23 protein-coding genes are annotated in these 21,651 nt (G+C 72.2%); 8 read left to right on the top strand and 15 right to left on the bottom strand.

Annotated elements, in window-relative coordinates; all coding sequences use genetic code 11:
- Nucleotides 1-36 precede the first annotated feature (36 nt).
- A complete protein-coding gene (locus NO900_RS01945; protein ID WP_256407525.1) occupies nt 37-1,221 on the top strand; it encodes a hypothetical protein in 1,185 nt (394 codons plus the stop codon).
- A gap of 60 nt (nt 1,222-1,281) precedes the next feature.
- On the opposite strand, the gene NO900_RS01940 is transcribed toward NO900_RS01945, so the two are convergent.
- The 9 genes from NO900_RS01940 to cheB form a co-directional block, all read right to left on the bottom strand.
- Entirely contained in the window at nt 1,282-2,400 is a 1,119-nt protein-coding gene (locus NO900_RS01940) for an ATP-dependent ribose-1-phosphate kinase (protein WP_256407524.1), read from the bottom strand.
- Complete coding sequence (locus NO900_RS01935) at nt 2,397-3,368, bottom strand: ribose 1,5-bisphosphate isomerase (protein ID WP_256407523.1); 972 nt, start codon at nt 3,366-3,368, stop codon at nt 2,397-2,399. Before NO900_RS01935 ends, NO900_RS01940 begins: the two co-directional genes overlap by 4 nt.
- A 60-nt stretch (nt 3,369-3,428) precedes the next feature.
- The gene (locus NO900_RS01930; protein WP_256407522.1) at nt 3,429-4,103 is read right to left on the bottom strand and encodes a ribulose-1-phosphate aldolase; all 675 of its coding nucleotides are present in this window, start codon (nt 4,101-4,103) and stop codon (nt 3,429-3,431) included.
- Nucleotides 4,100-4,813 carry a ribulose-1,5-bisphosphate 5-phosphatase gene (locus NO900_RS01925; RefSeq protein WP_256407521.1) on the bottom strand — a complete coding sequence of 238 codons (714 nt, stop codon included), beginning with the start codon at nt 4,811-4,813 and terminating at the stop codon, nt 4,100-4,102. The genes NO900_RS01930 and NO900_RS01925 overlap by 4 nt, the downstream gene beginning before the upstream one ends.
- 229 nt (nt 4,814-5,042) lie before the next feature.
- Nucleotides 5,043-5,915 carry a CheF family chemotaxis protein gene (locus NO900_RS01920; protein WP_256407520.1) on the bottom strand — a complete coding sequence of 291 codons (873 nt, stop codon included), beginning with the start codon at nt 5,913-5,915 and terminating at the stop codon, nt 5,043-5,045.
- Complete coding sequence (locus NO900_RS01915; protein ID WP_256407519.1) at nt 5,916-7,127, bottom strand: HEAT repeat domain-containing protein; 1,212 nt, start codon at nt 7,125-7,127, stop codon at nt 5,916-5,918.
- Nucleotides 7,127-7,930 carry a CheR family methyltransferase gene (locus NO900_RS01910; protein ID WP_256407518.1) on the bottom strand — a complete coding sequence of 268 codons (804 nt, stop codon included), beginning with the start codon at nt 7,928-7,930 and terminating at the stop codon, nt 7,127-7,129. Before NO900_RS01910 ends, NO900_RS01915 begins: the two co-directional genes overlap by 1 nt.
- Entirely contained in the window at nt 7,927-10,272 is a 2,346-nt protein-coding gene (locus NO900_RS01905) for a chemotaxis protein CheA (RefSeq protein WP_256407517.1), read from the bottom strand. Before NO900_RS01905 ends, NO900_RS01910 begins: the two co-directional genes overlap by 4 nt.
- Entirely contained in the window at nt 10,272-11,393 is a 1,122-nt protein-coding gene (gene cheB, locus NO900_RS01900; protein ID WP_256407516.1) for a chemotaxis-specific protein-glutamate methyltransferase CheB, read from the bottom strand. The genes NO900_RS01905 and cheB overlap by 1 nt, the downstream gene beginning before the upstream one ends.
- 102 nt (nt 11,394-11,495) lie before the next feature.
- On the opposite strand from cheB, the gene NO900_RS01895 reads away from it, so the two are divergent.
- From NO900_RS01895 to NO900_RS01880, 4 genes are all read left to right on the top strand, one after another.
- Nucleotides 11,496-11,966 (top strand): chemotaxis protein CheW, encoded by a 471-nt coding sequence (locus tag NO900_RS01895; RefSeq protein ID WP_092564880.1) that lies wholly within the window; start codon nt 11,496-11,498, stop codon nt 11,964-11,966.
- A gap of 118 nt (nt 11,967-12,084) precedes the next feature.
- Nucleotides 12,085-12,780 carry an RAD55 family ATPase gene (locus tag NO900_RS01890; protein ID WP_256407515.1) on the top strand — a complete coding sequence of 232 codons (696 nt, stop codon included), beginning with the start codon at nt 12,085-12,087 and terminating at the stop codon, nt 12,778-12,780.
- A complete protein-coding gene (locus NO900_RS01885) occupies nt 12,780-13,166 on the top strand; it encodes a DUF8057 family protein (protein ID WP_256407514.1) in 387 nt (128 codons plus the stop codon). The genes NO900_RS01890 and NO900_RS01885 overlap by 1 nt, the downstream gene beginning before the upstream one ends.
- A 43-nt stretch (nt 13,167-13,209) precedes the next feature.
- Nucleotides 13,210-13,818, top strand: a complete 609-nt coding sequence (locus tag NO900_RS01880) for a DUF7504 family protein (protein WP_256407513.1) — start codon at nt 13,210-13,212, stop codon at nt 13,816-13,818.
- Nucleotides 13,819-13,843: 25 nt separating this feature from the next.
- On the opposite strand, the gene NO900_RS01875 is transcribed toward NO900_RS01880, so the two are convergent.
- Entirely contained in the window at nt 13,844-14,446 is a 603-nt protein-coding gene (locus NO900_RS01875) for a hypothetical protein (protein WP_256407512.1), read from the bottom strand.
- A gap of 127 nt (nt 14,447-14,573) precedes the next feature.
- On the opposite strand from NO900_RS01875, the gene glmM reads away from it, so the two are divergent.
- Nucleotides 14,574-15,935, top strand: a complete 1,362-nt coding sequence (gene glmM / locus NO900_RS01870) for a phosphoglucosamine mutase (protein WP_256407511.1) — start codon at nt 14,574-14,576, stop codon at nt 15,933-15,935.
- Nucleotides 15,936-16,104: 169 nt separating this feature from the next.
- Complete coding sequence (locus NO900_RS01865; RefSeq protein WP_256407510.1) at nt 16,105-16,395, top strand: hypothetical protein; 291 nt, start codon at nt 16,105-16,107, stop codon at nt 16,393-16,395.
- A gap of 121 nt (nt 16,396-16,516) precedes the next feature.
- On the opposite strand, the gene NO900_RS01860 is transcribed toward NO900_RS01865, so the two are convergent.
- The 5 genes from NO900_RS01860 to NO900_RS01840 all read right to left on the bottom strand — a co-directional run bounded on the left by NO900_RS01860 (nt 16,517) and on the right by NO900_RS01840 (nt 21,242).
- The gene (locus tag NO900_RS01860) at nt 16,517-17,158 is read right to left on the bottom strand and encodes an Sjogren's syndrome/scleroderma autoantigen 1 family protein (protein ID WP_256407509.1); all 642 of its coding nucleotides are present in this window, start codon (nt 17,156-17,158) and stop codon (nt 16,517-16,519) included.
- Between the two features lie 85 nt (nt 17,159-17,243).
- On the bottom strand, nt 17,244-17,666 hold the full coding sequence (gene sufU / locus NO900_RS01855) for a Fe-S cluster assembly sulfur transfer protein SufU (protein WP_256407508.1): 423 nt from the start codon (nt 17,664-17,666) through the stop codon (nt 17,244-17,246).
- A 57-nt stretch (nt 17,667-17,723) separates the two neighbouring features.
- Complete coding sequence (locus NO900_RS01850; protein WP_256407507.1) at nt 17,724-18,287, bottom strand: response regulator; 564 nt, start codon at nt 18,285-18,287, stop codon at nt 17,724-17,726.
- A gap of 380 nt (nt 18,288-18,667) precedes the next feature.
- Entirely contained in the window at nt 18,668-19,945 is a 1,278-nt protein-coding gene (locus tag NO900_RS01845; RefSeq protein WP_256407506.1) for an aminotransferase class V-fold PLP-dependent enzyme, read from the bottom strand.
- 499 nt (nt 19,946-20,444) lie between these two features.
- Nucleotides 20,445-21,242 carry an inositol monophosphatase family protein gene (locus tag NO900_RS01840; RefSeq protein WP_256407505.1) on the bottom strand — a complete coding sequence of 266 codons (798 nt, stop codon included), beginning with the start codon at nt 21,240-21,242 and terminating at the stop codon, nt 20,445-20,447.
- A gap of 136 nt (nt 21,243-21,378) precedes the next feature.
- Here NO900_RS01840 and NO900_RS01835 point away from each other — a divergent pair, with 136 nt between their 5' ends.
- The gene (locus NO900_RS01835; protein ID WP_256407504.1) at nt 21,379-21,636 is read left to right on the top strand and encodes a hypothetical protein; all 258 of its coding nucleotides are present in this window, start codon (nt 21,379-21,381) and stop codon (nt 21,634-21,636) included.
- Nucleotides 21,637-21,651 lie beyond the last annotated feature (15 nt).

The raw sequence follows: 21,651 nt of genomic DNA, 5'->3' as shown, positions 1-21,651 counted from the left end.
GGGAAACACTTATGAGCGTCCGGCGTAGCGACGGCCATGACCCGACGCACGCGGCGGGCGGTCCTGTGCGGCCTCGGCGCGGGAGGCGTCGCCGCGCTCGCCGGCTGCACGAGCGAGGACGACCCGGGAACCGGCGACGGTGGTGACGGTGACGGCGACGGGAGCGACGGTGACGCCGCGGACGACGGTGACGGCGACGACGGCGATCCCGACCCCGAGACCGCGGTCCATCAGGTCGGCGGCGCGCTCTCCGGGCCGGCGTGGAACCGCGAGGAACGACGCGGCTTCTGCGCGCTGTTCGCGGAGGAGAGCGACGCGGCGTGGCTGCTCCGGGACGCCCCCGCGGAGACGGTCGCGTTCGTCGAGGCGACCGACTTCGACGAGTCGGTGCTCGCGTACGTCGAGTCGGTCGGCCCGACGACCTGCCACGCCAGGGTCTCGTTCGCCGACGTCGCGGTCGATGACGGAACTCTCGTCGCGAGCGCGACCGTCGAGGGGCCCGGCGACGACGTCGCCTGCGGGGAGGCGATCACCTACTCCGGGGCGTTCCTCCGAGCGACGACCGACGCCCGTCCCGACTCGGCCCGCGTCTCCCTCACCGACGGCTGGGGCGAGACGGGGACGGTGCGCGACGGTGACGGGATCCGCGACCCGGAGGGGCTCGCCGGCGACGTCCGTCCCGACCACGAGCCCTCGAACGTCCCCGCCGCCTTCGACTGCGACGCGGAGGGATTCGAGCGCCACCCGCAGGCGTACGACGGCGATGTCAACTGGGGCGGCGGGGGCGGCGCAGGCAGCGAATCGGGCGGCGACGGCCCGCTCGCGCTCCGCGTCGTGATCCCCGGCGACGGCGCCCCGGGGTCCGACCCGCTCGCGATCGGCCGCGGGACCCGGTTCCGGATCGAACTGACGAACGTCTCATGGCGGGTGGCGTACGTCGGCAACCAGGGGAAGTACAACCTGGAGATCCGCACGGCGGCGGGCTGGACCGAACTCCGCGGGACCGACGGCAACGCGACCCTCGGCTACACGGACGAGGCGCTCGCCGTCGATCCGGGCGAGACGCTGGCGTGGGAGTTCGAGATGACCGAGTCGGGGCTCGTCGAGGGCGGGCCGCACGCCGACGCGCTCCGGGTCTGTCCGGACCTCGTCCCCGGTCGCTACCGGTTCGTCTTCTTCGGCGCCGCCGATCTCGCGGTCGCGTTCGACTACGAGGGGTGACGGAGGCGGAGGCGTCGGGTCCGCGCGCAGCGGTCGCGTCCGCCGTCGAGCCCGTCCGCGTCAGGCTCGCACCTCGATCAGGAGGTCCGACTCGGGCGACTCGCCCATCGTCTCGCGGACGCGGTCCCACGAGAGCTCCGCTCGGGCGGTCACCGTCTCGGCCGCGATCGCGCCGCACGCGTTGCCGACGAGCAGCGGCACCTGGTAGTCGCGCGGGTCGTGCGAGAACCCGCCGTCGACGATCTCCGGCTCGCGGAGGGCCGCGCCGAGGAACCCGGCCGCGAAGGCGTCGCCGGCGCCGGCCGTGTCGACGGGGTCGACGTCGAAGCCGGGATGCGAGACGTCGCCGTGAGGCGTCCGGACCGTCGCGCCCTCGTCGCCGAGCTTGATCGCGACGACGCGGTCCTCCGGCTCCCACGGGTCGACGTCGGTCGAGTCGGCCAGCGCGTCGGCCTCCCGAGCGTTCAGGAAGAGGGCGTCGGCCGCGTGGAGCGCCGCGCCGAACTCGCGGTCGCCGACGCGCCGCCCCGGGTCGAAGCTCCGGGTCGCGCCCGCCTCGCCCGCCGCGGTCGCCAGCGCCGCCGCCGTCTCGGGCCGCTGGCCCGTGAGGTGGAGGTGGTCGGCCGCCGCGAGGGCGTCGCGGTCGAGCCCGGCGGCCGTGAACGACTCGTTGGCGCCGTCGTTGGCCAGCATCAGGAGCTCGCCGCCGCCGTCGACGATCACGTACTTCACCGAGGTGGGCTCGTCGGCGTCGACGAGGACCTGCCCGGGGTCGACGCCGGCGCTCGCGAGCTCGCGGAGGGCGAGCGCGCCCGACTCATCGCCGCCGACGCTCCCGTAGACCACCGACCGCCCGCCGAGGTCGACGAGCCCGACCGCGACGTTCGCGGCGCTGCCGCCGCCGGACTGTTCGAGCCGCTCGATCCGGGTCTCCCCGTCCGGCTCGGGGAGCCGGTCCACGTGGATCGTCACGTCCCAGTTGATGTGACCCGCGGTGACGACCTTCGGGCCGCGGCCCGACTCGTCGGGCGCGAGGTCGGGGTCCTCGTCGACGTGGCCGGCGTCCTCGCCCGGGGCCGAGCCCTCCGGTCCTCTCGCGTCGTTCGTCCCTCTCCCGTCGTTCGTCCCTCTCCCGTCGTCGCCCGATCCGGCGCCGTCCGCCGCCCCGTCCCGGCTCATGGCTCCGCCCACGGCTCCGCGGCGCCCTCGCCGAACAGGTCCCGCATGAGCGTCACGATGCTCTCGGGCGGGAACTGCCCCTGCTCGGTGACGATCGCGTCCATGTACCGCGGCGGCGTCACGTCGAAGGCGGGGTTCTCGACGTCGATCTCGCCGATCGCCTCGCGGGCCTCGGCGTCGATCACCTCCGCCTCGTCGCGCATCTCGATCTCGACGGTGTGGCCCGTCAGCGTCTCCGGGTGGAGCTTGATCGTCTGGGCGGCAGTCATGATCGGGACGCCGCGCTCGCGGGCGTTGACGGCGAGCCCCGAGGTGCCGATCTTGTTGATGACGCCGCCGTCGGCCGCGATCGAGTCGGCGCCGACGACGACGTGGTCGACCTCGTCGAGGTAGCGCCGCGCCGCGGAGTCGACGATGAGGGTGACCGGGACTCCGGCGTCGCGGAGCTGCTCGGCGGTGATGTGGCCCTGCTGGCGCGGGCGGGTCTCCTTGACGACCGCCGAGATCGACTTCCCCTGCTCGACGGCCGTCTCGATACACGCGAGCGCGTCCGTCGAGTGGCAGTGGGTCATCACCGTGTCGCCGTCGGCGAGGCGGTTCGCGCCCACCCGCCCGAGGTCCTCCCGCGCGCGGTCGAGCTGGCGGACGAACGCCTCGCTCGCGTCGACCACGCTCCGGCGGAGCCGGTCGACCGACTCCCCCTCCATCCGCTGGAGGACGTACCGGAGGGCGTTCGGCAGCGAGACGGCCGTGGGGCGCGTCTCGCGGAGGGTCCGGGCCGCGGCGCGCATCGACGCGCGGAACGCCGCCGGATCGCTCGCGGTCCGGCCGCTCGCCGCGGCCGCGCGCGCCTGCTCGGCGAGCGCCTCGGCCGCCGCGGACGCGATGGTCGCCGCCCCGCGGACCTCCATCGTCGCGATCGCCTCGGCGGTCTCGCGCACCGCGGCCGCCGGCTCGTGCTCGGTCATACCGATCCGGTAGCCGGCCGGCTATTTATAAAACCGGGCGACCGTCACGGGATCCGGATCCTACTCCGCGTCCGGCCGCTGCCCGTAGCTCTCGAACCGCTCCTCGACGGTCGCGAGCTGGTCGTCGGTGAGGACGTTCGGCTCGCCGACCGCCGACGCCCGGAGGTAGAGCCGACAGAGGTCCTCGACGTGGTGCGTGTTCTCGATCGCGGTCTCGACGTCCGGCCCGGTCACCACGAGCCCGTGGTTCGCGAGGATCGCCGCGTCGGCGTCGGCCTCGGCCATCGCGGCGACGGCGTTCGCGGCCAGCTCCTCGGTGCCGTACGGGGCGTAGTCGGCGAGCGGGACCTCGCGCCCCACCGAGACGATCATGTAGTGGACCGGCGGCAGCTTCCGGCCGAGCGTCGCCATCGTCGTCGCCCACGGCGAGTGGGTGTGGACGATCGCGCCCGGCCGGTCGTGCTCGTAAATGCCCGTGTGCATCGGCACCTCGCTCGACGGCGCCATCCGGCCCGCCAGTCGCTCGCCCCCCAGCGAGACCACCGGCACGTCGTCGGCGTCGAAGGCGTCGTACCGCACGCCGGTCGGCGTCACCGCGACCGCGTCGCCGTCGCGGACGCTGAGGTTCCCCGTCCGACCGGGCGTCAGGGCGGCGAGCGCCGGGGCGTGCTCGACGACCGCCTCGCGGGCGTCGCGGAGCAGGTCCGGGTCAGAGGCCGGCGCGTCCCGGCTCACGGCGCCACCTCCGTCAGGTCGGCGAAGGCATCGAGGCGGTGGTCCGGACGCCGCGGCCCGCGGAGCTCCCCTTCGTCGGGCGCGTCGCCGCCGGCGACGAACAGCGCGGTGTCCATCCCGACCGCGTTCGCGCCGGCGACGTCGGCCTCGACGTTGTCGCCGACCATCAGCGCCTCGCTCGGTCGGCAGTCGAACGCCGCGAGGGCGGTCGTGAACGGGAGCGCGCTGGGCTTCTCGCGGCCGACCTCCTCGGAGGTGACGAGCCGGTCGATCCGGTCGCCGATCCCGAGCCGCGCGAGCTTCCGGAGCTGCACGCGGGTCGTGAGGTTCGTCACGACCGCGACGTCGGTCCCGGCCGCCGCGAGCGCGTCGAGGACCGACTCGACGCCGTCACAGAGCGCCATCTCCTCGGCGTACCCGTCCCAGTAGGCGTCGCCGACCGCGAGCGCGGTCCCGGCGTCGCACTCCCCGGCGTAGCGCCGGAGCGCGCGCTTGAAGTAGATGTGCCGGTCGTGGGAGGCGGCGGTGCCGGCGGTCTCCCGCTTCGCCTCCCGCCGCGCGGTCGCGTACAGCTCGTCGAACGCCTCGCGGTCCATCTCGTGGCCGCGGTCGCGGAGTGCCGCGAGCGCCGCCCGCTTGCCCGCCTCGTTACAGGGCGGGTACGGGTACAGGGTGTCGTCGAGGTCGAAACAGACCGCCTCGTAGCTCATGACTCCACTCGGCCGGGCGGCGACTTAAGCGTGGTTCGACGGGGCGCCGGCGGTCGCTCCGACGGACCGCCCGCTTATCACCGATGCCGCGGCCAACGCGCCCGTGAACTGACCGATCGCCCGCGGCGACCGAGGCGGGAGTCCGGCGCACCGCCGCGGGGGAGCCGCCGCGCCCGCGCCGGCTGTTCGCCACTTCCGCGGAGACGCACCTCGACCGCGGTCCGTCCGCTCACTGCTCGTTCATCGCCTCGCTGGCGATGTTCCGGCCGCGGGAGTTGAGCGCCACCTCGCGGCGCACGCGCACCTCCTCGACCACTTCGAGCTCCACGAGCCGCTCGAACGTCTCCTCGACCGCGTCGACGTCCATCCCGAGGAACGACGGGATCTCGAACGGCGAGACGCCGGAGTACAGCGCCATCAACACCTCCCGGTCGCGGCTTGAGAGGTCGACGTTCGTCGACGAGCGCTCCTCGCCCTTCCGGAGCCACGCCTCGACGAACCGCATCCGGTTGGGGTCGCCCGCGACGTGCGTCTCGATACTGGTGCCCTCGTCGTCGGTGTGGGACACCTCGATGACGGGCTTCTTCTCGCCGTTGACCGTGCGTTTGGCGGCGTCGAGCCCGCTGATGTCGTCGAGGTCGAACTCCACGAACGCGCCGCCCTCTAAGGCGGCGTTGAGGCCGTTCTCGTCGACCTTCACGCGGGCCTGTTCCCACTCCGTCTCCCGGACGACGCCGCCCTCGATCGCGGGGTGTTTGGCGGTCACCGTCCGCTGGTCGAGCAGCGCCCGGTACACGTCGCGCTCGAACTCCTCGTGGTCGGACGCGGCGACCAACAGCACCTGGTCGCCGAGGTCGAAGCTCACGTAGTTCGAGACGCGCGCGACCGACTGGTTAGCGTCGTGGCGCCCGCCCAGCCCCCGGAGTTCGGAGAGGGGGATCGTGCGCTTCCCGTCGTTGCCGGCCAAGATCAGCCGCCGGTTCGAGAGGAGCACCCGGCCCGGCGTCCACGAGACGTCGCTCACCTTCCGCCCCTCCCGGACCGCGACCGCGAAGCGTCCCTGGGTGTCCGCCACCTTGTACTCGCCGCCGCCGTCGGACATCTACGGCCCCCCCGCCCGGAGCTTGGAGACCGCCGAGAACACCCGCTGCCGGACCGCGGAGCTCTCGTCGTCGGTGAGGCCTTCGAGCCGGTTCAGCGTCTCCTGCCCGCCGATCTGCCCGAGGACGAACACCGCCTTCGCCCTGGCGTCCTCCGGGTGTTCGGTGCCGATCCGGTCGAGCAGCCGGTCCTCGACGACCGGGCCGCCGAGGCTCTTGAGGCTGGTGGCCGCGAACTGGGCGGTCTGTGCGTCATCGTCGGCGAGCGCGTCCGCGAGCGCCTCGACGGCGAGCGCCGACTCCGGCTCCGCGACGCGGCCGAGGATCCACGCCGCGTTCCGGCGCTGACGGCTCTGTTGACCCTCCGTGAGGATCTCGACGAGCGGCTCGACGACCGTGTCGTCGTCGGCCGACTTCAGCTTGGAGACGACGCGGTCCCGGACCGCGTGGCTCTGTTCGGTCGGGACGTTCGACAGCAGCTCGATGACCGAGTACACCGCGGCGTTGCGGACGACGGCGCTCTCGTCGCCGAGCGCGCGCGCCAGCGGCTCCACCGGTTCGGGGTTGTTCGCCTTCCCGAGCGCGCCCGCGGCGATCCGCCGGAGCGACTCGTCGCCGGCGTCGAGGAGGTCGAGCAGCGGCGAGAGCGCCTGGTCCGTTCCGACGTTCCCGAGGGCGTTGGCCGCGGCCCGCCTGACCCGTGGGTCGTCGTCGTCGAGCCGCTCCGTGAGGGCCGGCACCGACCGCTGGTCCGCGAACGTCCCGCAGGCCTGACAGGCGCGCAGCCTAACCCGGGAGTCCTCGTCGTCGAGCGCCTCGACGAGGTGTGGGAGCCCGGTGGCGTCGTCGAGCCCGCCGAGCGCGTTCGCGGCGGCCATCCGGAGCTCCGGGCGGTCCGCCTTGAGCGCGCGGGCGAACTTGCGGGCGGTGACCCACTCCGCCTCGGAGCCGCTGGTACCGGTGAGCTCTTCGAGGAGCTGTTCGAGCGCCGCCTGTCCGAGCTCGTCGAGCGCGTCGACCGCGGCGCCCCGGACCTCCGCGTCGTCGTCGCTCGTGGCCGCGCGGAGGAGTCCGTCGACGGTCGCCTGATCGCCGACGTCGCCGACCTCGCCGAGGAACTCGGCCGCCCGGCGCCGGACCGCGGCGCTGTCGCTGCTCAGCGCGTCTCTGAGCCGTTCCACGTTCTCGTCCCGAGCGTGCTGATACAGCGACATCAGACCCTCCCGAACACCCGTCGGCGCTTGTCGATCGGCTCGTACCTGTCGGACCGGTCCGGCGGGACGCTCTCGGTCATGCCGAGCACGAGCACGCCGTCGTCGGCGATCGACGCCTCCAGCGTGTCGAACAGCGCCCCCTTGTGGTCGGCGTCGATGTAGATCAGCAGGTTGCGGCACAGCACGACGTCGAACGGGTCGCGCGCGCCGTCGCGGATCAGGTCGTGGGTCTCGAAGTCGACGAGGCGCTTGACCGCCCGCCGCACCTCGAACGTGTCGCCGTCGCGCTCGACGTACCGATCGGGGTCGGAGAGCGGTTCCAGCTCCTCGGCGATGTCCGTCGTCCGGGTCGTGTGGTAGACGCCCTCGCGGGCGCTGTCGAGCGCCTCCTGACTGATGTCGGAACCGAGCACCTCGACCCGCGACTCGTCGATCCGGGGGTCGTCGCAGGCCAGCATCGCGACCGAGTACGGCTCGCGGCCGTCCGCCGAGGGGGCCGACCAGACGCGGACCCGCCGCTGCTCGCTCGTCCGATCGCGGAGCACGTCGCGGAGCGCGTCCCACATCTCGGGGTTGCGGAAGAACTCCGTCACGTTGATCGTGAGCGCGTCCATCAGCGCCTGCCGCTCCTCCTCGTCCTCGCGGAGCAGCCGCTCGTACTCCGCGTGCGACTCGGTGTCGCGGCGGCGCATCCGCGCGGTGATCCGGCGGTCGAGGTACGACTCGTTGTAGTATCCGGGCTCGAACGGCACCGTGTCGTCGATCTGTCTGAGGACGCCCTCGAAGGGGGTCTCGGCGCTCATAGGCTCACCACGTCGAGGACGGCCACGACGTCGCCGTCGCCGAGGACCGCCGTGCCGCTGAGTCCCGGCGTCCCCGACAGCGGGCCGTCGAGCGGTTTCACCACCACCTCCTCCTGGTCGAGCACGGCGTCGCAGTGGAGCGCGACCTGTCGCGTCTCCTCGCGGATCCGCACGAGCATGCCGTCGTCGGTCGGTTCACCGGCCCCGCCGTCGTCGGACGCCGTCGGCTCCGCCGGGACGAACCCGTCGTCGCCCGGCTCGTCGGGCGCGACGCCGCCGTCCGCTGCGGGGGGGCCGGTCCCGGACGCCTCGGCCGCGGACGCCTCGGCCCCCGTCGAGCCGACCTCGCCGAGCCGCTCCTCCAGTCGGATCACGGGATAGAGGTCGTCCTCGTGGCGGACGATCTCGTCGCCGTGGACCTCCTCCACGTCGTCCGCGCGGGCGACCTCGGCGATCGACTTGATCGGGATGCCGTACTCCGTCCCGCCCACGTCGACGAACATCACCTTCACGATGGCGACGGTGACCGGGAGCCGGAACCGGACCGTGGTCCCCTCGCCGGGCTCGCTCTCGACGGAGACGGACCCGTCGAGGTCGCGGGCGGTCGTCCGGACCACGTCCATCCCGACCCCGCGCCCGGAGACGTCGGTCACCTCCTCCGCGGTGGAGAGGCCGGGGTGGAAAACGAGGTCGTACGCCTCGTCGTCCTCCATCGCCTCGACCGCCTCGCGGCTCCTGACGCCCTCGTCGACCGCCTTCTCGCGGAGCCGGTCGGGATCGAGCCCGCCGCCGTCGTCCGCGACCTCGATGATCACGTGGTCGCGCTCGCGCTCGGCGGTGAGCCTGACGTGCCCGGTCGGGTCCTTGCCGGCGGCCTCGCGCTCCTCGGGCGACTCGATCCCGTGGTCGACCGCGTTCCGCAGGACGTGCACGAGCGGGTCGCGCATCTCCGTCAGGATCGTCCGGTCGAGCTCGACGTCGTCGCCCTCGATCTCGAAGTCGATCCGCTTGTCGAGGTCCCGCGAGATGTCGCGGACGAGCCGCGGGAAGGAGTCGGACACCTGCGAGAACGGGATGAGCCGCATGTCCATCGCCGTGTCCTGCAGGCTGGACGCGAGCTTGTCGAGCTCGTCTAACGTGTCCGACTCGGCGTCGGCCGCCTCCAGCTCGCGCCGGAGCTTGATCCGGCTCGTCACCAGCTGCTCGACGAGCCCGTACAGCTCGTCGACCTGGTCGACGTCGACCCGGATGGACTTGATCTCGTCGCGGTCGGCCTTCCCGGACGAGGAGTCGGACCCGCCGTCGTCCGGATCGGTTTCGGCTTCGCCGTCGTCGTCCGGATCGGTTTCGACTTCGCCGTCGTCTGAATCGACGGTGACCTCGCCGTCGTCCGATTCCGGCGCCTCGGCCGATTCGTCCTCCGGAGACGTCGCTTCCGGTTCGCCGTCCGGGGAGGTCGCCTCCGGATCGGCCGGCTCCCACTCGTCGTCAGCCGTGCCGTCGACCGCGCCGTCGCGGTCGGCCGCGCCGTCACCGTCGACGAGGGCCGTCGCGATCGACTCGACCTGCGTCAGCGCGCCGAGCCCCTCCGCGACCACGTCGGGGTCGGCGTCGGCGACGAAGGCGTCGAACCCCTCGTCGTACTCGCCGTCTTCCAGCGCGTCCGGGCCCGGCTCGGTGACGTGACCGTCGAACTGGTCGTCGAGCGCCTGCAGGACGAGCGCGGCGTCGACCCCGGCCATCGCCGTCTCGCCGACCGTCACGTCCGCGTACACGACGGGGCCGTCGAGCGCCGCGACCCCTGCGGGGAGTTCGGGGACGGAAATATCGGTGTCGTCGCCGTCGACGGCGTCGTCCGGGTCGGTCGCGTCGCCGTCCTCGCCGCCGTCGGCGTCCGCGACCGACCCGCCGCTCGCCGAGCCGTCGCCCTCCGCGTCTCCCGCGTCGCCCGCGTCGCCGCCGACGGTCCCGTGCTCCTCCATCTCGCGGAGTCGGCCCTCCAGGTCGGCGGGATCGGTCGCCACCTCGCCGTCGTCGGCGATCTCGGCGACCATCGCCTCGACGGTGTCGACGCCCTCGAACAGCAGGTCCATCAGCTCGGGCGTCACCTCCCGATCGCCCTGCCGGACCGCGTCGAGTAAGTCCTCCAGAGCGTGTCCGAAGTCGGAGACGTCGTCGTATCCCATCGCCGCGGCGTTCCCCTTCAGCGTGTGTGCGACGCGGAACACGTCGTCCATCGCCTCGGCGTCCTCGGGGTCGGCCTCCAGGGCGAGCAGGGCGTTGTTGAGGTCCGTGATGCCGTCCTCCGCCTCGGCGACGAACGCGGCGCGGTGGGAGTCCATCAGGCCTCACCTCCCACGATCGCGCCGGCGACGTCGTCGAGGTCGCACACCTCGTCGACCCCGCCGGTCTCGACCGCGCGCTTCGGCATCCCGTAGATGACGCAGGTGTCCTCGCTCTGCGCGATCGTCCGCGCGCCGGCGTCGGCCATCGCCCGGATCCCCTCCGCGGCGTCCGACCCCATCCCGGTCAACACGACGCCGACGAGCGGGTCGTCGACGACCGCGGCCGCCGAGCGCATCGTCACGTCGGCGGCCGGGGTGACCGACTTGGAGTCGTCCTCGTCGAGCTTGACGCGGAGCCGCCCCGCGCGGTAGCTGTCGATACGGGTGTGGCTCCCGCCGCGGGCGACGACCGCCTCGCCGGCGCCGATCCGCGCGCCGTCGCTCGCCTCGCGCACGTCGTACGCCGAGGCGGCGTCGAGGCGGTCGGCGAACCGCGAGGTGAACGCCTCCGGCATGTGTTGAACGACCACGACCCGGCAGTCCGCCATCGGCAGCGCCGACATGACGCGCTCGACCGCGTTCGGGCCGCCGGTCGACGCGCCGATCACGACCGTCAGCGGCCCGTCGACGTCGACCGCCTCGCCGTCGCTCGAAGCGGCCGAGCCGGTCGCGCCGGCGGAGCCGCGCGAGCCGCTCGCGTCGGTCGCGTCGTCGCGCTCGCGTCGGTCGCGGGTCGCCGCGTCGAGGTCGGCGCCCGCGACCGACCGGACCGCCTCGACGAGCCGATCGGACTCCCGGGAGACGCCGGTGGACACCTCGCCGCCCGGCTTCGAGAAGAAGTCGACCGCGCCGCGCTCCAGCGCCTCGAAGGTCACCGCCGCGCCCTCGGCGGTGTGCGCGGACAGCATGAGGACGGGCGTCGGCGTCTCGGCCATCAGCCGCTCGACGGCCTCCAACCCGTCCATCCCGGGCATCTCGACGTCCATCGTCACGGCGTCCGGACGCGTCTCGGCGACCACCGACAGCGCCTCCGCGCCGTCGCCGGCCTCGCCCACCACCGCCACGCCGGCGTCCGTCAGGAGGTCGGCGATCAGGCCCCGCATGAACGGCGAGTCGTCGACGACGACCACCCGCACCGGGTCGTCGCGACCCCCCCGCCGATCCGTCGTCCCACTCATACACGAAGGCGGACTCAGAATCGGCATAAACCCACGGACCCAGGAATCACCCCTGATAATTCAGGGGACACGGTTATTGGACCCGTCGCCGCAGGTCCGCCCATGGCAGCCACCGAGACGGAGGCCGAGCCCACGAAGGTGTTGGAGTTCGGACTGGGCGACGGGACGTACTGTCTGGACATCGGCGTCATCGACGAGATCGTCGACGCGGGCGAGCTCACGCGCATCCCGAACTCCCCGGCCCACGTCGAGGGCGTCATGGACCTGCGCGGCCGGACGACGACGATCGTCGACCCGAAGACGCTCTTCGACATCGCGGAGGAGGGCCCCCGCGAGCGCATCGTCGTGTTCGACGACGACGAGATCGACGAGGGCGGCACCGTCGGCTGGATGGTCGACGAGGTGTTCCAGGTCCGCGACGTCGCGCCCGAGGACGTCGACCGGGGGACGACCGTCGACGACGAGGGGATCCGCGGGATCGTCAAGTCCGACGACCGCTTCGTCGTCTGGGTCTCGCCCGACGTGGAGGACTTCGACGTCGGCGAGGCGATCTCCGAGGACGCCGAGGCCTGACGCGGGGGCTCGGCGCGGATCCGCGGACCCGCGGACGCGACGGGGATCCCCCGCCGACCGTTCTCACCCCTGAGAAACGGGAGCCAACCCTTATGCGCCGACCGGCGAGTGCCTTCGTATGCGCGCCACAAGCGGCGTTCCCGGGTTCGACGACCTCGTCGGCGGCGGCTTCCCGGAGAACCGCCTGTACGTTGTCAGCGGCCCTCCCGGCAGCGGCAAAACGACGTTTTGCTCGCAGTTCGCCGCGCAGGGCGCCCGCAACGGCGAAGACGTGTTGTACATCAGCATGCACGAGACCAAGGAGGGGATCCGCCGCGACATGGGCGGGTACGACTTCGGGTTCGACCGGGCCCTCGACACGGACCGGGTCACCTTCCTCGATTCGTTCTCCTCGGACGGCCGCCGGTTCTTCGGCCTCCCGGGCGAGCGCCGGGACCACTCCGGGGTGACGAACCGGCTCACCGGCTTCATCAACTCCCGCGACATCGACCGCGTCGTCTTCGACTCCACCATGCTGTTGCGGTTCCTCCTCGACGACGACGAGGACACGATGGTCCAGCTGCTCTCCTCGCTGAAGCGGACGGACGCGACGACGCTGCTCATCTCCGAGATGACCGACCCGAGCGCCTACTCGGAGGAGCACTACCTCGCGCACGGCGTCGTCTTCATGCACAACTACCTCGAAGACGAGGGGATGCAGCGCGGGATCCAGGTGCTGAAGATGCGCGGGACCGACGTCGACACCGACATCCGCGACATCGAGTTCACGGACGGCGGGCTCCGCGTCGGCTCGGCCGCGACGGTGACCCACTGATGTACGACCGGACCTTCGGCACGGAGTGGGACGACCTCACCCGCGAGGAGGCCGTCCGGCGGGCGTTCGCCCTCGGCGTCGCCGAGGGCGTCGGGGACCGGCGCCCGGCCGAACTCGACCGCGTGATGGAGGCGTTCCCGAGCGCGTACGACCGCAGCCTCGTCGAGCTCGCGTACGACGAGGGCCGGACCAAGGCGCTCGCCGCCGCCGACGAGGCGGACGACCCGACCGAGGTGTGGGAGGCGCTCGTCGACGGGGACGGCGCGCCGCGCGAGCCGCCGGTCCGGGCCGCGCTCCCCGGAGCGATAACGGATCTGACACTGACGCGACCGCCCCGAGAGGGCCCCCCGTCGTCGCTCGATCTCCCGTCGATGCTGCGGAAGTGATCCCTCGGAAGGGTTTTACGCGATACCCTCTCAACCCAGACACATGACCGTGCTTCCCGGCGCTGTCCGCGACGCCGACAGCGTGCTCGTCAGCGGCCCCCCGATGAGCGGGAAGTACGACCTGTTCAACCGGATGCTCGCGGAGTGGTCCGACGAGCCGGTCGTCATCTCGACCGGCCGCACCGCGGAGAAGGTCCGCGACGACTACGAGACGATCACCGGGCGGGACGGCGACGACGTGACCGTCGTCGACTGCGTCACCCACGAGCAGGGCGACAAGCGCGAGGACACGCCGACGACGAAGTACGTCGCCAGCGCCGGGAACCTCACCGATATCGGGATCAAGTTCACCGACGTCGTCGAGTCGTCGGCCGGCCGCGACCGCGCGGTCGGCGTCTACTCGCTCTCTCAGCTGCTGATGTACTGGGACCCCGAGCGCATCTACCGGTTCACCCGCGTCATGACCTCGCAGACCTCCGGCGAGGGGTGGCCCTTCGTCGGCGTCGTCGGGTCGACGGCGCACGACGAGCAGGTGGTCCACACGCTCCACGAGCCGTTCGAGGTCGTCGTCGAGACGCGCGTGGAGGGCGACGACCGCGAGTTCCGCGTCCGCGGACGGGTGGGCGGCCCCTCCGACTGGACCGGGTTCTAACCGGAAGCCTGGGCGACGCGTCCCCTCACCCGATCAGCTCGAACTGCGCCGAGAGCGGCGGGGCGTCGACGATCCCCCAGTAGACGAACCGATAGGTCCCGGGACCGAGCGGCGGGCAGACGGCCAGGTCGAGGTCGGGGACCGCCGACGCGATCGCCGTCTCTTCGAGGTCGATCGACCAGCTGTACGCGCCGGTCGAGTCGAACGTCTCCTCGGACCGGGGGAGTTCGACGGCCTCGCCGGTCGTCGAGCCGCGGACGTCGAGCCACCCCTCGGCGGTCTCGCGCTGTAGCGAGTAGGCGTGCCGCCCGAGGGCGGTCGCGGGCTCGTCGCCCGTGTTCCGCAACACGAGCCGGATCGGCTGGCCGTACGTCTCCGAGTTCCCCTCAGAGGAGAGCTCGACCGTCGTCCCGCCGACCTCGACGAGGGTCCCCGCGACCTCGCCCTCGAACGGCTGCGCGAGCCGGACGAACCCCTCGTCCTCGCAGGACAGCGTCTCCGGGATCCCCGCCGGTCCCTGGGGCCCGTCGCCGGCGGCGAAGTCGAGGCAGCCGGCGACGCCGGCCGCTCCCGCGGCCGCCAGCGTCGCCCCGGTCCGCGCCAACAGGTCGCGTCGCGTGCGCTCCATACGAGCGATACGGGCGGGACGGGTTTCAAGGACACGCGTTCGGACCGGCCCTCTCTCGTCCCTCCCCGACGCCCCCTCCCGCCCCGCGTTCGGAACCGCTTTCCCGTCGGCCGGCGCATGGCCGCCCATGGAGCTGTTCGGATCCAGCGGCATCCGCGGGGTCGCGCTGCGGTACCTCACGCCGGAGCTCGTCCTCGACATCGCGAAGGCGGCCGGTTCGGTGTGGGACGCCGACCGGGTCGCCGTCGCCCGGGACACCCGCACCACCGGCGAGCTGTTCGCCAACGCCGCCGCGAGCGGGCTGGCCGCCGTCGGCTGCGACGTCGACCGGCTCGGGGTCGTGCCGACGCCCGCGGTCGGCAGCTACTGCGAGTCGGCCGGGGTCCCCGCGGTGCTCGTCACCGCCTCGCACAACCCCCCGGAGTTCAACGGGATCAAGCTCGTCGGCGACGACGGCGTCGAGCTCTCGGTCGACGTCTTAGAGCGCGTCGAGCGCCGCGTCCTCGACGACGAGTACGACCTCGCCGACTGGCGGGCCGCCGGCGCGACGACCGCCGTCGAGGGCGCGGTCGACGACTACGTGAACCAGCTGCTCGACGCGGTCGACCGCGAGGCGATCGCCGACGCCGACCTGACGGTCGCGGTCGACCCCGGTCACGGGGCGGCGTCGGTGTCGTCGCCGCGGATCTACCGCGAGCTGGGCTGCGAGGTGCTGACGGTGAACGCGACGCCGGACGGTCACTTCCCCGGCCGCGACTCGGAGCCGGTCCCGGGGAACCTCGGGTCGCTCTCGCGGCTCGTCGCGACCAGCGACGCCGACGTGGGGATCGCCCACGACGGCGACGCGGACCGCGCGGTCTTCGTCGACGAGGAGGGGGGGTTCGTCGACGGCGACACCTCCTTCGCGGCGATGGCCGACGCCTGTCTGGAGCCCGGCGACGCCGTCGTCAGCGCGGTGAACGTCTCCCAGCGGCTCGTCGACGTCTGCGACGCGAACGACGCCGCCCTCGAACTCACGCCCATCGGCGCGACGAACATCATCACCCGGACGCGCGAGCTCCACGAGGAGGGGGTCAACGTCCCCGTCGCCGGCGAGGGGAACGGCGGGGTGTTCTTCCCGCCGTACCGGCTCTCGCGCGACGGCGCGTACATCGGCGCGCGCTTCCTCGAACTGCTCGCGGACGCCGGCGACCCGGTCGGCGACGTGGTCGCGCCGTACGCCGACTACCACTTCGTGCGGCGGAACGTCGAGTACGACGACGACGCCGAGCGCGACGACATGCTCTCGGCGGCGCGGGCGTACGTGGAGACGGCGGACGCCGAGCCGAACACCACCGACGGCTACCGCCTCGACTACGGCGACGCGTGGGTCCTCGTGCGCCCCTCCGGGACGGAGCCGAAGATCCGGATCTACGCCGAGTCCGCCGACGCCGACCGCGCCGAGCAGCTCGCGACCGACATGCTGGTGGCCGTCGAGAGCGGGCGGTAGCCGAGACCGGAAACGGCGCGCAGCGAACGCGGTGAGCGACGTATCGGGAGCGCGACGCGACCGACACTCGGTGAGCGACGCGACTATCGCGACCCCCGCGAAGCGACATGACACGAGATCGGTAGCTACCGGTAGTAATATATTAACTCGTTCTATAGTAACAATCGACATGACCGCGAAGCAGTCCGACGTCGCATCGCACGCCGACCGACGGAGTCCGACCGCACCGACCGACCTCGTGCGGACGATGGAGAGCGAAACGGAGACGATCACCGGCGCGGTCGCCGCCGGCGAGGTGACGTTGGAGGACCTCGACCGGTTCGTCCGGCGCGTCGAGCGCGGCGAGGTCGACTGCCGTGAGGGGACCGACGCCGTCGTCCGGATCGTGCGGTCGCTGTTGAGCGAGCAGCGCCCGAGCTGGGAGGAGATGGCGGAGGCGGGGCAGGCGACGGGCGCCTGACCCGAGCTCGACGTAGCCCGCTATCTGCGGTCTCTCGGATCGCTCGTCCGCCTTTTCCCTTTCTCGGCTCGGCTTCCCTCGTCCGTTCGCCCGGACCGGTTCGCCCGCCGCGGCCCGCTCGCTACCGGTCGAGCGCCGCGAGCGCCTCGGCCGCCTCGCGGGCCGCCTGCAGGCGGTCGCGCGCCCGTCGGGGGTCGTCCGTCTCCTCGGCCGCGGCGGCGAACCGGTGCAGGGTGCGCGTCAGGGACGCCCGCGCGTCGGCGACGCTCCCCGACCCGCCGTTCGCCGGCGCCGCGGTCCCGTCCGCGGACCCGCCCGCGGCCGGGGCCGATTCGGTCGCGGGCGACTCGGGGGGAGCGGTCGGCGGATCCGGCCTCTCGGCGGGCGACTCCCGACCTGCAGGATCCGGTCGCGGGTCGGTCCCCCCGGGGCGGGTCGCTCCGTTTTCCCCGACCGGCGGGGACTCCTCGCCGGCTGCCGAAGGCGACTCCCCGTCGGCCTCCGACGCCGGCGACTGCCCGGCGGCGGCCGATCCGGCGTCCGCGGCGTCTTCGGCGTCGACCGTGTGGCAGGTCGGACAGAACTCCTGTCCGTCCTTCCGGAAGATGGGGTCGCCGCAGTCGTCGCAGTGGCGGTTCGTCATCGTCGCCCCCTGCAAGAGCAGTTCCGACATCCGCTGGGTGTGCGCGCGCTCCTCCTCGTCGTCCGCGAACTTCTCGCGGAGCTTCTCGCGTTCGGCCTCCTTGTCGAACCCGTCGCTCATGCGTGGACGCACGTCGTTGACGAGCAAAAGTCCGTGGGCTCGGGACGACCGCGGTCGGCGGGGCGCGGTCCCGCCGCGAGGCCGACTACTCCTCGGTGATCGTGCGGTCGTCGGGGTCGAGCTCGCCGCGGTGGATCTTCGAGCCGTCCTGCGCGACCTGCCGGCCGAGCACCGCGCACTTCACGCGCATCGGGGAGATGTCGACGCCGAGCATCTCCGTGACGTCGTCGGTGTCCATCTCGTGGAGCTCCGCGACCGCCATCCCGTGGAGCCGCTCCGAGAGCATGCTCGCGGAGGCCATCGAGATGGCGCAGCCGTCGCCCGTAAAGCGCACCGCCTCGATCGTCTCGCCCGCCTCGTCGAGGTCGACGTCCATCCGGATCGTGTCGCCGCAGGAGGGGTTCTCGCCGACGTGCGTGAAGTCCGGCTCCTCGAGCTCCCCGTAGTTGCGCGGGTTCTTGTAGTGGTCGAGGATCTGCTGCCGGTACATGTCCGAGCCCAGTCCCATATCGGTCACAGGTAGGCCGGTGCGGGTCAAAAGGGTTCCGTCGCCCCCGACGAGCGGCTACTCCTCGCCGGCGGACGACGCCGACACGTCCGGGGGGACGCCCGTCGCCGCGCGGGCGGTCCGGGGGTCGCCGTCGCCGAGGAGTCCGCGGAGTCGTTCGAGGACGCGCCCGTACTGACCCCGCTCCGAGCGCTTGGCGAAGTACGCGTCCGCGCCGGCGTCGAGCGCCGCGGCCTCGGTCTCCGCCTCGCGGCAGGTGGTGTGGAACACGACGGGCACCTCGACGCCCCGCCCCCGGATCCGGTCGACCAGTTCGACCCCGGAGCCGTCGGGGAGGCGGTGTTCGGTCACGACGCAGTCGGCCTCGTCGACCGCGTCGAGCGCCGCCGCCGTCCCGTCGACCGACCGGACCGCGATCCCGTCGGCGAACCGGTCCACGAACACCGAGAACAGCTCCGCGGAGCGCGGGTCCGGCTCGACGTGGAGCAGCGCGGTGGCGTCGGCATCGGTGACGCGATCGGCGGCGGTGTCGTCGGTGGCGTCGTCGGCGTCGTCGGCATCGGAATCGGCGGTGTCAGTGGTGGCGTCGTCGGACGTGGTGCGCGTCGTGTGGTCGGTCATGATCGGGTGGTCGCGGCGGCGAGATCTCGACGGATCGGAGAACGGTACCGGGAGTCCGCGTCCTGGCTTACACCCTCGATCGCCGGGGTGATAACGGTTGTGCGACGGGCGTTCTCACGGCCGTAGGAGCCTGTTAGCACGGATCACGCCGTCACGAGAAAACGCCGGTTCTCGGGGCGGCGACGGTCGGTCGAACCCGGACGGAGTCGGCGCGGCGGACCGTCCAGGGTCCGATCGGGTGATTACTCGGTGATATCTCGATACGGACGATAACGGGGAGGGGGAGGGGAGAGCGGAGAACGCGAGGAGAGCGGGAAACGCTGGGAGAGCGCGAACGCGACGATGGTGCGACGGGTCGGGGACCCGGACGGCCGGTGATCTCAGGCGAACAGGTCCCGCGCCTCGCCGACGGCCTCGACGAGGGCGTCGACCTCCTCGACGGTGTTGTAGAGGTAGAAGGAGGCGCGCGCGGAGGCGGAGACGCCCATCTCGTCGTGGAGCGGCTGCGTGCAGTGGTCGCCGGCGCGGATCGCGATCCCGTAGTCGTTGAGGATGCTGGAGAGGTCGTGCGCGTGGACGCCCTCGACGTTGAACGCGACGAGCCCGCCGCGGTCGTCGCCGGGCGGCCCGTAGATCTCCACGCCGCCGAGGGCCGACAGCTCGTCGTAGGCGTACTCGGCGAGCAGGTCCTCGTGGGCCTCGACCCGGTCCATCCCGATCTCCTCCAGGTACTCGATCGCGGCCGCGAAGGCGATCCCCTGCGCGATCGAGGGCGTGCCGGCCTCGAACTTCCACGGGAGGTCCTCCCACGTGGAGTCCTCGAAGGAGACGCGCCGGATCATGTCGCCGCCGTAGAGGTACGGCTGCATCTCCTCCAGCAGCTCTTCCCGGCCGTACAGCGCGCCGATCCCGGTCGGGCCGCACATCTTGTGCGCCGAGAAGGCGAAGAAGTCGACGCCGAGCTCTTTCACGTCGACCGGGCGGTTCGGCACCGACTGCGCGCCGTCGGCGAAGATCAGCGCGTCGCGGTCGTGCGCGAGGTCGGTCAGCTCACCGATCGGGTTGATCGTCCCGAGCGTGTTCGAGACGTGGACGACCGACACCATCTCCGTGTCGTCGTCGATGAGCTCGGCGGCGTCGTCCATGTCGAGCCGCCCCTCGTCGGTCACGTCGATGAACCGCACGTCGGCGCCGGTCCGCTTGCCGATCTGCTGCCACGTGACCAGCGAGGCGTGGTGTTCCATCTCGGTGAGGACGACGTTGTCGCCCGGACCGAGCTCTTCGAGCCCCCACGCGTACGCGACGAGGTTCATCGCCTCGGTCGTGTTCTTCGTGAAGACGATCTCCTCGCGGCCCGACGCGCCGACGAAGTCGGCGACGGCGTCGTGGGCCTCCTCGTAGGCGACGGACGCCTCCTGGCTCAGCTGATGGATCCCGCGGTGGACGTTGGCGTTGTAGCTCCGGTAGTAGTCCGAGATGGCGTCGACGACCGGGTCCGGCGTGTGCGATGTCGCCGCGTTGTCGAGGTAGACGAGCGGCGTGTCGTCGCCCGGCCCCTCGCCGGGCGACTCCGGATCGCCGCCGACCTTCCGGTCGAGGACGGGGAAATCGGCCCGGAGCGCTTCCACGTCGAACGGGTACTGCTCCTGAACTCCCATTACCTCGATTTGGGCCCCGAGCACTAACACGTCTTCGGTTCGGTAGGTGTTGCGGATAGCTGGGAGGGATATCGAGGTCGCCGCTCTATCGCTGCCGATAATGCGGCCGCCATCGCCGACGCGTTCGTCGAGGGACGGTGCGTGAACGGTGACTTCGACGCGAACACCGCCACAGCCCCAGCCGCTCGGTTATAAATGATTGAAACCAAATCGACGGGGAACACCTCCAAAGCCCCAGCCGCGAGGACTCGCGCGGCTTGCTGCGCGCTTCGGTCGCTCGCTACGCTCGCTCCCTGTAGTGCTTACTGCGCCGTGCTTCGTCCTCGCGGCTGCCCCTTTGAGTCCCACCCGACCGCACCGCAACCGCACCTCACACCTCCCCAGCCTCGCGGTTCGCGCTCTCCGAGCGCTCACCGCGTCCCTCGCGCGGTGCTCCTCGCGGGCCGATGGCCCGCTCGGAGGCACGCGCCGCCGCAGATCTATATATAAATACCCGCACTCACTCCGACTCCTCGATCGCCTGCGCGGCGGCGAGCACCTCGTCGTGGAGGGTCCCGTTCGAGGCGACGAGCCCGGTCGAGTCGTGTCGCCAGCGGTCGCCGTCGAGGTCGGTGACCTGCCCGCCGGCCTGTCGGATCATGAAGACGCCGGCGACGGAGTCCCAGGGGTTCGCCCGCAGGTTCGAGACGACGCCTTCGAGGCCCCCCGCGGCGACGGTGGGGAGCACGACCTGTGCGGCGCCGAACCGCCGCATGTCGGCGAACCGCCGGACGATCGCCTCGCAGGCGTTGGCGTACTCGTCGCGGGCGTCGTGGTCCCACCACAGCGTCGGGTCGACGGCGGCCCGACGCGGGTCGGCGACGTCGCTGACGGCGATCGGCTCGCCGTTCCGGAACGCCCCGTCGCCGTCGGCGGTGTACACGTCGCCGAGCGCGGGACAGGCGGTGGCGGCCGCGACCGGCTCGCCGTCGACGACCGCCGCGACCGCGGTGCCCCACACGCGGATCTCGCGGACGTAGTTGTGCGTCCCGTCGATCGGGTCGATCACCCACGCCGCGCCCTCCTCGGGCACGGTCTTGCGCTCGTCGCTCTCCTCGCCGACGATCGCGTCCTCCGGGAACGTCTCCCGGATCGACTCGATCACGGTTCGCTGGGCGGCGCGGTCGGCCGCCGTCACCACGTCGTCCTCTCCCTTGGTCTCGACCGCGATGTCGTCCCGGAAGCGGTCGTGCGCCACGCGGCCCCCCGCTCGCGCCGCGCGCTCGGCCACGGCCGCCCGCTCGTCTGCGTCGGTCATGGACGCCTTCCGGGACCCTGCCGCGTATAAACGTCGATCCGCGCCCCTCCGCGCCGGCGACTCCAGCTGGCGCGTGATTATTAACTCAATTCCGAATCCGAGTATACTTAAGTGCGACGAGGCCGAGCGTTCGGATATGGAACCACAGGAAGCGGTTCGCCAGCTCGAGTACGCCATCGACGCCTCCCTCGACCAGACCGGACAGCGCGCCGCCGCCGGCTACCGCCCGACGTTCGAGCGCGTCGCCGAACGCGCCGACGGCTCGGCCGTCTACGCGCTCGCCTGCGACCTCACCGACGAGGTCGTCTCCGGACAGTGTCCCAGCCCGGCCGAGGCGGACGCCACCGCGGACCGCGTGCTCGACGACCGGGCGTACACCGACGGCGGCGAGTAGCCGGAGCGCCGCCGA

This window comes from Halorubrum rutilum, assembly GCF_024494565.1.
The sequence above is the reverse complement of the archived record's forward strand: the minus strand, read 5'-3'. Positions and strand labels throughout refer to the sequence as shown.